The sequence below is a fragment of the Sphingomonas sp. 22176 genome, assembly GCF_052045505.1.
In the GTDB taxonomy this organism is placed as follows: domain Bacteria; phylum Pseudomonadota; class Alphaproteobacteria; order Sphingomonadales; family Sphingomonadaceae; genus Sphingomonas.
The window spans coordinates 430,954-443,544 of sequence record NZ_JBQEPL010000003.1 but is presented as its reverse complement, the minus strand read 5'-3'; the positions used below and the strand labels follow the sequence as shown (position 1 = coordinate 443,544).

At 64.7% G+C, this 12,591-nt stretch carries 8 protein-coding genes, 1 pseudogene and 1 riboswitch; of the genes and pseudogenes, 4 read left to right on the top strand and 5 right to left on the bottom strand.

The genetic code is table 11. The features are described 5' to 3' along the window. Positions 1-49: 49 nt before the first annotated feature. Complete coding sequence (locus tag ACTJKY_RS14015) at positions 50-1,405, bottom strand: ATP-binding protein (protein ID WP_440846737.1); 1,356 nt, start codon at positions 1,403-1,405, stop codon at positions 50-52. Then, complete coding sequence (locus ACTJKY_RS14010; RefSeq protein ID WP_440846736.1) at positions 1,395-2,069, bottom strand: response regulator transcription factor; 675 nt, start codon at positions 2,067-2,069, stop codon at positions 1,395-1,397. The genes ACTJKY_RS14015 and ACTJKY_RS14010 overlap by 11 nt, the downstream gene beginning before the upstream one ends. Positions 2,070-2,210: 141 nt before the next feature. Next, positions 2,211-2,380: riboswitch (yybP-ykoY riboswitch) on the top strand. A gap of 384 nt (positions 2,381-2,764) precedes the next feature. On the opposite strand from ACTJKY_RS14010, the gene ACTJKY_RS14005 reads away from it, so the two are divergent. The 3 genes from ACTJKY_RS14005 (at position 2,765) to ACTJKY_RS13995 (ending at position 7,018) form a co-directional block, all read left to right on the top strand. Beyond that, positions 2,765-4,438: an ABC transporter permease gene (locus tag ACTJKY_RS14005; protein ID WP_440846735.1), complete on the top strand. Its 1,674-nt coding sequence runs from the start codon at positions 2,765-2,767 to the stop codon at positions 4,436-4,438. 20 nt (positions 4,439-4,458) lie between these two features. Continuing rightward, positions 4,459-5,769 (top strand): ABC transporter ATP-binding protein, encoded by a 1,311-nt coding sequence (locus ACTJKY_RS14000; protein ID WP_440846734.1) that lies wholly within the window; start codon positions 4,459-4,461, stop codon positions 5,767-5,769. 415 nt (positions 5,770-6,184) lie between these two features. After that, a complete protein-coding gene (locus ACTJKY_RS13995) occupies positions 6,185-7,018 on the top strand; it encodes an aspartyl protease family protein (protein ID WP_440846733.1) in 834 nt (277 codons plus the stop codon). Positions 7,019-7,852: 834 nt separating this feature from the next. Here ACTJKY_RS13995 and ACTJKY_RS13990 read toward each other — a convergent pair. Continuing rightward, on the bottom strand, positions 7,853-8,830 hold the full coding sequence (locus ACTJKY_RS13990; protein WP_440846732.1) for an amidohydrolase family protein: 978 nt from the start codon (positions 8,828-8,830) through the stop codon (positions 7,853-7,855). Between the two features lie 14 nt (positions 8,831-8,844). Beyond that, positions 8,845-9,555 carry an SDR family oxidoreductase gene (locus ACTJKY_RS13985; protein WP_440846731.1) on the bottom strand — a complete coding sequence of 237 codons (711 nt, stop codon included), beginning with the start codon at positions 9,553-9,555 and terminating at the stop codon, positions 8,845-8,847. Positions 9,556-9,685: 130 nt separating this feature from the next. Between ACTJKY_RS13985 and ACTJKY_RS13980 the strand changes: the two genes are divergently transcribed. After that, positions 9,686-10,702, top strand: coding sequence for a LysR family transcriptional regulator (locus ACTJKY_RS13980; protein ID WP_440846730.1), 1,017 nt, complete (start codon positions 9,686-9,688; stop codon positions 10,700-10,702). Positions 10,703-11,206: 504 nt separating this feature from the next. Here the strand turns inward: ACTJKY_RS13980 and ACTJKY_RS13975 are convergent. After that, positions 11,207-12,448 (bottom strand): annotated as a pseudogene (locus tag ACTJKY_RS13975) (ISNCY family transposase); the annotation flags it as partial. Between the last annotated feature and the right edge of the window lie 143 nt (positions 12,449-12,591).

Sequence of the window (12,591 nt, the reverse complement as noted above, 5' to 3'; positions counted from 1 at the left end):
CGCCGAGCCATTTGCTCCCGCGCCGCAACAATGGCGAATTAAATGAATTTCACCCTGGGTATGTTGGCAGCTCAATGCGGGCGATCAGACCCGGCATCGCATCCTCGAACGTCAGCGTGAAGCCGTGCAGGTGCAGGATGGCGTTGACCACGGCGAGGCCGAGGCCGGTCCCTTCGATGCCGGCGGCACCGCTTGCACGGTGGAAGCGGCGCAAAACCGCCTCCCGCTCTTCCGGGGGAATGCCGGGGCCGTCGTCAACTACCTCGATAATGGGGCCATCCTCGCCTTCGACGAGCCGCAGCGTCACGTGGGACCGGGTGAACTTGATCGCGTTGTCGAGCACGTTGCCCACCGCTTCGAACAGCAGTTCCGGGTCTGCGGTGACATGGGGCCGGGCTTCCAGCTCGGTGGTCAGCACAACGCCGCGCTCTTCGGCCAAGGGATCATACAATTCGGCCAGTTCGGCCAGCAGCGTCTGCAGGTCGACCGACGCCATGCCCGCGCGGCGGCCGCTCGCCTCGAGCTCGGCGATACGCAGCAGCGCGGCAAAGCGATCGACCACGGCGTCCAGGTCCTCGATCGCCCGCTCGGTCACGTCGCGCGCCGCCTCGGACAGCGGGGTGTCCTGGCGCATCCGGTACAGCGTCGCGCGCACGCGAGTGAGCGGCGTGCGCAGGTCGTGCGCGATGGCGTCGGTCGCGCTCTTCACCTGTGCGACGACGTGCGCGACTTCGTCGAGCATCAGGTTCACCGTCGCGGCGAACTGATCGAGTTCGTCGCGGCGGCCGGCGACCGGCATGCGATGGTGGAGACCGCCTGCGGCGATGATCCGACTGGCGCGTTCGAGATCGCGAACGCGCCGCAACGGGCCGAGGCTGAGCAGCATCGCCGCTGCGACGACCAGCGCCGTGCCGCCAAGCCCGCTGACCAACAGGATCTGGAGCAGCCGGATACGCAAGTCCTGGATCGGCGAGATGTCGCGCCCCATCACGATCGTCTCACCCGCCGCCGTGTGGACCGCGAGGATGCGCAGCGGCCCGTGGATGCCCGGGGCGGCCGGAACGGAGTAGGGCGCGCCGATGCGGGGCGGGGCGGGCAAGTCGATATCGCCGACCACCGGCTCGCCGTCCTGGCCAAGCAGCGCGAAGTAGTTGAGGCCGGGCGTGGCGTTGACGATCTCGGCGCGCACGCGATCCGGCAGCGCCGTCGGCGACGATGCGAGCAGGCTTTTCGCGCGTGCGGACAGGATTTGGTCGCTTCGCGCCATCAGCTCTTGCGCAGTGAAAAAATAGCTGGTCGCGAGCGTCGCCCAGAGCGCGGCGAGGAATACCGATCCCAGCAGCAAGGTCAGCCGGAAGGGCGTCGTGGCGCGCACCTCCCGCAAGCGCAGCCGTTCAGACGGCATCGAACCGATAGCCTTCGCCCTTAACGGTCGCGATCGCCGACGCGGCGCCGGGCACGTCCAGCTTGCGGCGCAGGCGCGCGACATGCACGTTGATCAGGTTGGCCCCCGGATCGAAGTGATAGTTCCACACCTGCTCGAACAGCATCCGACGGCTGACCGTGGTGCCCGCGTGCCGCATGAGGAATTCCAGCAGCTTGAACTCCATCTGGAGCAGCCGCACCGGCTGCCCCGCCACCGCCACCTCGCGCCGGAGCAGGTCCAGCCGAACCCGGCCGACCTGCAGCACCGTGTCCACCTCGGGTTTGGCGCGGCGGAGGAGTACCTCCACCCGAACCGCAAGTTCGGTCGGCGAAAAGGGTTTAATCAGATAGTCGTCGCCGCCGGCACGCAATCCGGCGATCCGCTCGTCGACGTCGCCCAGTGCGCTGACCATCAGAACCGGCGCGTGGATCCCGGCCTTGCGCAGATCGGCAAGCAAGGTCAAACCAGTGGTGTCCGGCAGCAGCCGGTCCAGGGTGAGGGCATCGGGCATGAAGGCTTGCGCGAGGGCCAGCGCCGCGCCGCCGGTGGCGGCGATGTCTACGGAATGGCCATGCGCGCTCAGCTCGACCGCAATTGCCTCTGCTGTCGCCTGATCGTCTTCCACTACCAGCACATGCGCCATGGCGTCAGCATAGGTTCCCCGGCGCAATCAGCAAGATTGCCGTGTGCCAGACGCTCGTGTGCACTCGCCGTGCAGCCGTTGCGCGGCCCACAGGAACGCCTACGAAATGGGTTGACGCAGCGCAGCACGACGATCATGGGGCCGCCATTCCTTGGGGAGTAGCTATCCGCACTTGCAGCGGAGCGCATGTCAACAAACTTGGCTTCGGCCATGGCATGTGCGGCCTACCGGCTCAGCGAGACCATGGATCGGCAGGCGTCCGGGCCGGGCGCGTGACTGATTCATGTGTCCATCTTCCGGCCCGGAGGATCGCCGATGTCCGCACTCTGGATGTCGATCGCACTGCTGGCAATCGGCGCGCCTCTCGCGTACGCGCTGCGTCATCCATCGAGTAGGCGGCGGCAGCGTCGGCGCACGCCACCCAAGGACAGGTCCGGGAACAGGAAGAGCCCATGAACACAGCGACGTCCCTCCGCGCCTCGCCCAGACGCTCCGCGTCAGACTGAGAATCCAGCCCCCCATGCCCAGCGACGATAGTCGACAGCCCCGGCCGTCGACGGCAGCCGAACGAGACTGATCCGGTCTCTCCTCGGCGCCGGCGGCGGCGTTTGTCGAGGTACATGATGACCGATCCAATCAAAACCGCGCTCACCATGCGGCCGTTCTCGAGAATCCTGCGTGCGAGCCCGCCAAATATGGCGGATGCCGTTGCCTTCCTGCTCCTGTTCGGGCTCGTCCTGCTGGTGGCGAAGGGTCTTTCCGGGGTGGCCCAGCCGCTCTCGACCCTGACCGTCGCACCCGTCTCGCTCGATCTCGCAAATCTACCCGGCTACGCGCTTCGGACGACGCTCCGCATGTTCGCGGCGCTGGGCGCGTCGCTTCTGTTCACCTTGGTCGTGGCGACGCTCGCGGCGCGCAGCCGGCGGGCCGAGCAGATCATCATTCCTGCGCTCGACATCCTGCAATCGGTGCCGATCCTGGGCTTCCTGACCTTCACGGTCACCTTCTTCCTCCGACTGTTCCCCGGGCAACAGCTCGGCGCGGAATGTGCGGCGGTGTTCGCGATCTTCACCAGCCAGGCCTGGAACATGGCGTTCAGCTTCTATCAGTCGCTGCGCTCGGTGCCGTCGGATCTGGAAGAGGTCTGCCACAATTTCCAGCTTTCGCCGATGCGGCGGTTCCTGCGGCTCGAGCTGCCTTTCGCCATTCCCGGCCTGGTCTGGAATGCGATGATGTCGATGTCGGGCGGGTGGTTCTTCGTCGTGGCATCGGAGGCGATCACGGTGGGGAATACCACGGTCGCACTCCCGGGCATCGGCTCCTGGCTGGCGCTTGCGATCCAGCGCCAGGATGCCGGGGCGGTCGCCTGGGCGGTGGGTGCGATGGCGGTGCTGATCCTGCTCTATGACCAGCTCTTTTTCCGTCCCGTGGTCGCCTGGGCGGATCGCTATCGCTTCGAGCAGATCGCCAGCGCCGACACGCCGAGCTCCTGGGCCTTCGACCTCCTCAAGCGCACGCGCCTGCTGCCCGTCGTGCTGAGTCCGTTCCTGGCGCTCGGTCGCCTGCTCCTGCTGCTCGACACGCTGCCATCGGTTCGCCGGGCGGGGCGGGAACGGGCGCCGAGCAGGATCGGCGAGTTCGTCTGGCGGGTCTTCCTGCTCGGCCTCGTAGTGGGGGCAGGGTGGCTGATCCTCGACTATGTCACCCGAGAGCTGACCCTGGCCGACATGGGGCAGGCGGTGCTGTTCGCCGGCTACACGCTGATCCGGGTGATCCTGCTGATCGCAATCGCGAGCCTGATCTGGGTGCCGATCGGCGTCTGGATCGGCCTGCATCGGCGCTGGGCCGAACGGATCCAGCCGCTCGCCCAGTTCCTCGCTGCGTTTCCCGCCAACGTCCTCTTTCCCTTCGTCGTGCTCGCGATTGTGCGCTGGCATCTGAGCCCGGATATCTGGCTGTCTCCGCTGATCATCCTGGGCACCCAGTGGTACATCCTGTTCAACGTCATCGCCGGCGCGAGCGTGATCCCGACGGACATGCGCGAGGCGGCGTCGATGTTCGGCGTGCGCGGCATCCAATGGTGGCGGCGCGTCGTGCTCCCGGCGATCTTCCCCTATTACGTCACAGGCGCGCTGACCGCATCGGGCGGCTCCTGGAATGCCAGCATCGTCGCCGAGGCCGTGTCCTGGGGCGATCGCCATCTCGAGGCGGCTGGCCTGGGCTCATACATCGCAAACGCGACCGCAGCGGGAGACTATCCCCGTGTGGCGTGCGGCGTCGCCGTGATGTCGATCTTCGTCCTCGCCTTCAACCGGCTCGTCTGGCGTCCGATGTACGCTTTCGCAGACCGCCGTCTCCGTTTCGCCTGAACCCGAAGGGCAGTAGAGTCATGGCTACCAAAGCATCCCACCTTGCGCGCGCCCTTGTCGAAGTCCGCGCCGTCAGCCACCGGTACGGCCGCACCGGTGCCGCCGGTCAGGTGCTCGACAATGTCGACCTGACGCTCCGCGAAAAGGAGGTCGTCGGCCTGCTCGGTCGGTCGGGGTCGGGGAAATCAACCTTGCTCCGATCGATTGCCGGATTGATCCATCCCAGCGAGGGCGAGGTCCGCCTCGTCCCGGACGAAGCGGGTAGGGTACCCAGCGTCTCGATGGTCTTCCAGACCTTCGCGCTTTTCCCTTGGCTCACCGTGCTCCAGAATGTGGAGCTGGGCCTGGAGGCGCAGCGCGTACCCGCGGACGAACGGCGCGCGCGGGCGCTTGCCGCGATCGACCTGATCGGCCTCGACGGCTTCGAGAATGCCTATCCCAAGGAGCTGTCGGGCGGCATGCGCCAGCGGGTCGGGCTGGCGCGGGCGATCGTGGTCAACCCGTCGCTGTTGCTTATGGACGAACCGTTCTCGGCACTCGATGTCCTTACCGCCGAAACGTTGCGCACGGATCTTCTCGACCTTTGGTCCGAGGGGAAGATGCCGATTCAGTCGATCCTGATCGTCACCCACAATATCGAGGAGGCGGTGCTGATGTGCGACCGCATCCTCGTCTTCTCGTCCAATCCGGGCCGGGTGGCCGCGGAGATCAAGGTGGACCTGCCGCAGCCGCGCGACCGGCTGGATCCGAAATTCCGGCTGCTCGTCGAGCAAATCTACGCGCGGATGACGCAGCGGCCGGTGCCGGCGGATCCGAATGCGACCAAGCAAGCCGAACAGCCGCTCGACCGCGTGCTGCCGAACGTGCCGGTCAACAGCATTGCGGGCCTGATCGAGGAGGTGGAGGCGGCACCGTTCGAAGGGCGCGCACCGCTATCCACGCTCGCGGACTCGCTCCAGCTGGAAATCGACGAACTCTTTCCGATCGTCGAGGCGCTGCAGCTGCTCCAGTTCGCGGACGTCGTGGACCGCGAGCTCGTCCTGTCCAAGCGCGGGCTCGCCTTCGCCGTAGAGGAGGTCGATCAGCGCAAGACCAATTTCCGTGCAACGCTGACCGCGCATGTCCGCCTGGCAAAGCACATCCGGCAGGTGCTCGACGAGCGCCCCGGCCACCAAGCACCGGCCCGGCGCTTCCGCGACGAGCTTGAGGACTTCATGTCCGAGGAGTTCGCCGACGAAACCTTGCGGACCGTCACCGAATGGGGGCGATATGCGGAACTCTTCGCCTTCGACGAGGAAAATGACCGCTTCAGCCTCGACGACCCGGAGTGAGGGGATGAGGACAGGCTTTCGGCGTTCCGCGTACAGATGGCGCAGGAATACGATGTGCGGTTGCGGCGCGCGTTGGTCCTGGCGGTTCGCAGCTCCGCGGCGCCGCCTTCATAGCGACGCTGGCGGCCGCCTGGCGAGGTTGGGTGAGGGGCGATAATGCCCGGCTAGGCACGGAACGGCCAAGTGCCGCTTTCGCTTCAGGGAATTACCTAAGTTTTCGCACTTCAATTTGGAATCTGCCCCACGCGCCCCTCTGTTGCCGACCCAGGACCGGCTGCGCAAGCAGCAGGCTCCGCCAAGCCCCCTCTCGCGCCCGTGCGCGTGCTATCTCGGCAGGCCTTGCCAACTTGTCGCCAATCGGATCACACGAAGTGGCGAGATTTGCTTCGGGAGCGACATGAGGATCAGGAAAGCCATGCCCGTTTTGCCGTTCTTGCTATTGGCAAGCGGTGTGCTGGCACAAAATGCGCCGCAGCCCGAGACGACGATCTCCTATCGCCCTCCCGCCGATCCGGCCGCGTCCTGGTCGAGCTATGATCGCACCAAGGCAGGGCCGTTGTTCGCCGAAGCGACGATCGAAGGGCGTCGTGCTGCCGTCATGGTCGATACCGGGGTTACGTTTACGACGCTCGATCTTGGGTGGATCAAGCAATTCTCCAACGGCGCCGAAGCCCAGCCGACGTTGCGCGTTGCTGCGACCGGGGGAACGGCAAGCGCGGCGCTTGGACCAGTCGTAGACCTGTCGCTGCCAAGCTACGACGTGCACCGCTTGCAGACGCTCGCAGCGGACTTTTCGGGATTCAAGAGCGCGCTCTCGCGACCTGTCGACATGGCGCTCGGTATGAATGTTATCGGCGTGGGCTCGTTGGAACTGGATCTTGGAGCCGCCCACTGGCGGTTTGCGCCGACAGGCATTCGATGGCCGCAAGCGGCGACGGCGCGGTTACTCTACACGCCCGATCGCTATCACAGCTACATCGTGATCGATATCGAGGGTCATGTCCTGCGATTGGGTGTGGACACCGGTTACGATGGCGGTTTGATGCTGACGAAGAACGCCGCCATGATCACCGGCCTCTTCGATCGAAACCCGACGACGACCGTTGCATCTGTAGGTTTGGGTGGGATGGCGATCAGCACGCTGACCGTTCCGACCAAAATGAAATTCGGCGCGTCCGAGCTATCAATATCCCGACCGAGATCGAAGCCGACGGTGGGCTGCCTACCCAATGGAAAATGGATGGCCTGATTGGCATAGGCCTGCTGCGTCAACTGCATGCAGTGCTAGACTTCCCAGCGAGTACGTTTTTCTACCTCCCGTCGACGGAAGTTAGCCCAGCGCCAGATCGCGCAACCATAGGCATTCAATCAGAGCGAGAAGATGGAGCATGGCGTATAATCCATGTCATGGCCAACAGCCCTGCGGCCAAAGCAGGGTGGAAATCTGGTGAGCGGATTTGTGCTGTGAGTCACGTAGAGGGAAACAAAACGATACCACAAGAGACGAATACTTCTTGGGGTATATCTGCGCCGGGAACGAAGCTGAAATTCCAGATGTGCGATGGATCTTTACGCCGATTGACCGCGCGGAATTTCTATTGAAATCTTTTTTTCGTGTGATTGATATGCTTCCGCTAGCTACCAACTCCGATGCCTCCAAGAGCGCGCGGAATCTCAGCAGGCGAACGCGCTTGAGCCTGGGCGTGCGTAGCGTCCTGCAGTCGATCTTCAGTTCCGCACGGGTAGGGGCCGCGAATGCCCCTACCGCCTTCGAACTGCGCACCGGTTAGCTATCGTTCCGCTTGAGGTGGTGCGGTCTCGCCGCCTGTATCGTCTGAGCCATGACGACGGCCGCACCGAGCCGCTTGTTCTCGACAATCTTGGCCTGGTTGACCCGCTGCATCTTGTCGTATACGCGATAGGGAAGGCCTAGCGCAGTTCTGAAACCGGCCGTTCGATCTGCCGATACCATTGCCGTTTTCGATGTCCGGCGAACCATCCCGGGCCGATGCACCCGGTTGATCGCCCCTGCCCATCGAACCAGGCCCTGTCCTCTAGTCAGTCGCGGGACGGCCGGAGTCCACTAGGGCCTCGCCAACGTCAGCCGAAGCCAATTGCCGCTCGCGAACCCAGCCCTCGCGCCATCGTCTAATTCGCAATCGGCCAGGAAGCGCCTGGCATCGCAGCCCGGGCGGTATTGGTAGGGATAGTCCGTCGAGAACAGCAGCCGATCCGTCCCGACAATTGCCGCAGCTCGCGCCAGATAATGCGGCAGAAACATGCCACTGGCGGTCACATACAGGTTGTGGCGCAGGTAATGCGTGATCGGGTGCTTCAGCCCTGCGAAGCGGTCCATCACCGCGAAACGCTCGGCGTAAAACAATATTAACTCGCCCCAATGGCCAAGGATCACCTGAAGGCCAGGAAGGCGGTCGAACGTGCCCGACAGGACAAGTCGCAGGAACTGGATGCCGGCATCGTAATGCCAGCCGAGCCCCGCCGTCGCAAACACCGCATCCAGCACGGGCGACAGCCCGCTATAATAGGCTTCCCGCACGGGCAGCGGGGGTGTGCGAGGATGCAGCAGCACGGGAACGCCGAGCCGGGCCGCGCACTCCAGGACGGGCGTGAACGCGGGATCATCCAGATGGCGTTCGCCCACCCGACCGCACAACATTGTTCCCGTGAAGCCCAGCATGGTGACGCAGCGTTCCAGCTCCGCTGCGGCCTTGTCCGGTATCGCGACGGGCAGCGTAGCCAGCGCCTGAAAGCGGGTGGGATGACGCGCGACTGCTTCGGCCACGGCGTCGTTGGTACGCCGGGCTAGGTCGACGCTCGCATGCCCCAGGTCGTGCAGCATGGGGGTAGTGAGCGACAGCACCTGCATGTCGAGCCCGGTCTCGTCCATCAGCGCGAGCCGTTCGTCGGCGAGGTCGGCCAGACGGTGACCGATCGCCCCGCCATGGTAGGCGACGCTCGGATCCGTCGCCTCCAAGCCGATTGCGTGCCAAGCAGCCGCCACCTCCGGCGTCAGGAAGTGCTCTTCGATGCCGATCAGCATCGGACGATCCCTGCTCACCACGGCACCGTGTTGCCATTGCGATCCAGGAAGGCGAGGCCGGGCTTGCCGAGCCGGCCGAGCAGCACATCGACGATGAGCGGTACGCTATCCTCGACCCCGAACGGCGCGTTCGGGCCACCGAGACGCGTTCGGATCCAGCCGGGTGCCATCAGCACGACCCCACGCGGATCGTCGGCATGGCGTGCCGAGTAACTGCGGACGAGCTGGTTGAGAGCCGCCTTGCTGCTGCGATAAACCTCGTGCAGGCCGTTGGTGTTGTTGGTGATGCTGCCTTGACCTGAGGACATCACGCCGATCAGGCCATCGGCGCGCACGAGGTGTCGGCAGGCTTCGATCACGCGCAAGGGACCAAGTGCGTTGGTCGCCAGCACGCGCGCGTATTCGTCTGAGGCGATCTCGCCGGCTATTTCGTCCTTCATGTTCGCGGTACCCGCATTAACGAAAAGCATATCGAATACGCGTCCCGCGAGCCGGTCACGCATTGCGGCGATCTGTTCCGGCAGCGCGATATCAACGGCTTCGATCTCGATCCGCTCGGGATGCGCGTCCGCCAGGTCGTGCAGTTCGGTCCGTGCGCTTCCGCGCACCGTGGCGACGACCCGCCACCCACGTTTTGCAAACTCGCTGGCCATGCCGAGCCCGAGACCGCGCGAAGCGCCGATCAGAAGAATGGTGCCATTGGAAACAGGTGTGGTTTGGGTCATCAACGCGGCTCCGATCAGGTGTGACCGCGATATGTTGGGCGCCGAGGAGATGCGCCAGACGCATAAGACGCACATTATAATTGCATGGAACGCTTGCTCTGGATCCTCGCGACGGAGCATGGGTTAGGCGATGGCCGACCTTGATATGAATCTGCTCGCGGCGCTGGACGTGTTGTTGACGCAGAGCAGCGTCACCGGCGCTGCCCGGAAGCTCGGGCTCAGCCCGTCCGCCATGAGCCGGACACTGACGCGGCTGCGCGCCGCCACCGGCGACCCACTGTTGGTGCGGGCCGGGCGCGGGCTCGTGCCGACACCGCGTGCAATGGCGATCCGCGACCGGGTTCACGACCTGGTGCGCGACGTACGTGCAGTGCTTGAACCCGTCCCCGGCGAAATCGATGCGATGGTGATAGACCGCACCTTCACCATTCGTGCCGGCGAGGGTTTCGTCGAAGCGTTTGCCGCTCCCGTGGTGAACGCCATTGCATCGAGGGCACCGCGGGTCCGCCTGCGTTTTGCGCCCAAGCCCGCCAAGGACGCAGGGCCGCTCCGCGACGGCGAGGTCGATATGGAGATCGGCGTCGCTGAACCCTCAGGGCCCGAGCTACGCATGCGCCTTCTTTTTCGCGATCGTTTCGTAGGGGCGGCGCGAACCGGGCACCCTCTGCTAGCGGACGCGATCAGCGCGGAGCGCTACGCAGCTTGCCGCCACGTGGTGGCCTCTCGTCGGGGCACCTTCACAGGGCCGGTAGATGCAGCGCTCGCGGCAATCGGCCTTGGTCGTGAAACCATGGTGGTCGTGCCGGGCTTCTCCGATGCCCTCACGGTCGCTCGGCGGTCGGACCTGGTGGCGCTCGTGCCCAGTTCCTGCTTTCGGGTCGCGGATCCTGCCCTGGCAGAGCTCAGCGCTTTTGAACTTCCTGTAACGACGCCTGAAATCGTTGTCTCTGCGTTGTGGCATCCCCGGGCTGCGTGGAGCCCTCCTCATAGCGCAGCGCTGCCCCCGCTGATGCCCCACACTCCCGGCTCCTGCCCCCGGACCCGCTGCGCAGGCAGCGGGCCCGGTCACACCGGCTCCGCGCAACAGTTAATGTTCTCGAGCCCTTCAGGCGAATCCTTGATTGGCTTGGCAGCCAAGCCGGCTTAGCGTCATGACCTGGAAAGCTGGCGCTTTCGCTGATAGGCGCGAAATTATGACGAAAGACGAACTATTCGAACAAATGAAGGCGGAAGGCATGCCACTAGACATGCTGTCTCACACATCATCTGTGCCATCGGAATGCTTCGTAATCCGAGAGAGACAAGGAGTTTGGGAAACATTCTATGCTGAGCGTGGACTGGAGACTGGCCTCACTAGATTCTTGACAGAAGATGCAGCGTGCCGCGCGTTGCTCGACGAGATGCGACAATATGCCTCCGCATCTGGCCATACAAAGGGAAGCTGAGCTACGTTCGTGCCAAGACCCGAGTTGAAAATCAGCCTCTCATCAGCTGCCGGGGCGACATTGTTTGACGCGGCTGGAGTGGCGTCAGGCGGAATGCGCTTGAGCTTCGGCGTGCATAGCGTCCTGCGGTCGATCTTCGGTTCCGCAGGGGTAGGGGCCGCGAACACGCCCACCGATTGCGAACTGCGCACCGGCTCGCTGTTGTTCCGTTTGCGGTGGTGCGGCCTCGCCGCCTGCAGCGCCTGCGCCATGGCCAGCGCTGCGCCGAGACGCTTGTTCTCGACGATCTCGGCCTGGTTGACCCGCTGCATCTTGTCGTAAACCCGGTAGGGCAAGACGACCTCGCCGTGCCGCACCTCGATGCGGCCGTCGGGAAACTCGCAGACATGGACGCGCTTGCGGGCCAGCGTCCGCGCGAGTGGCGTCGGCTCCAGGATGAACATCGCCTTGTTGTAGTGCAGCGCCAGGGCGCCGGTGACCGAGCGCTCGACGCGCCAGACCAGCTCCGCCTCGACATTCTCGTGCGCAGCCAGCGGGCGATGCGCGTCCTGCGGATCCGCCGGCACACAGGCAAAGCGGGCATTGTGCTGGGCGAGGTAGGAGGGGAGGAAGCGATTGGCTTCCGCGATGCTGGAGATGCCCTCGAGCCGCATCGCCTTGACCAGCCTGTCCTGCAGCGTGCTGTTGGCGCGCTCGACCCGGCCCTTGGCCTGCGGCGAGTTGGCGCAGATGATCTCGATATCGAGCACGTCGAGGGCGCGGCCGAGATGCGTCATCCCGTCGCCGTCCGCCGAGGCGCGGTTGTTGCGGAACACACAGTGCTTGTCCGAATAGAAGACGATCGGCTTGCCGTGCCGCTCCAGATACGTCCGGGTGGCCTGCATGTAGGAGAGGGCGGTCTCGGACTCCGCCATCTCGAGATGCATCAGCTCGCTGGTGGCGTCGTCGATGTAGACCAGCAGGCTGCAGCGCGGGCCGCGGCCCTCGAACCAGTCATGGTCCGAGCCGTCGACCTGGACGAGCTCGCCGCGGCGCTCGCGCCGGTTGCGGGTCTGGTGGAGCCTGGAGCGCTTGGCTGCCTTGGCCTTCCAGAGGCCCGCGCCCATCATCAGTTGCCGCAGCGTCTCATGCGAAATCGTGATGCCGTGGCGCTCGGCCAGATACTCGGCCGCCAGCGTCGGGCCGAAATCGGCATAGCGCTCGCGGACGATGCCGAGAATCTGCTCCCGGTAGGTTTCGCTCAACCGGCGGTTGCTCGGCCGACCGCGCTTCCGGGATATCAGGCCAGCGGCGCCGTCAGCGCGGAACCGGTCGAGCAGCCGATAGACCTGGCGCCGGCATAGCCTGAGCAGATCGCCGGCCTCGCTTGCGGTAATCTCGCCGCGCTCGACCCGCTGCAGCGTTTCGTACCGTGACAACTCGCTCCGGCTCATCGCGACCACCGTCATCAGCGTGCCCCCAAATTGCTCGGGCGGCATGCCACTCGGAAGGTGCCGACCAAAGATTGTGACATCTCTATCTGGCGGAAGAGTGACATTTGTACGTTGCGCTTACAGCCGATTGCCTAGGTTGAGGTCGATAATATATATTA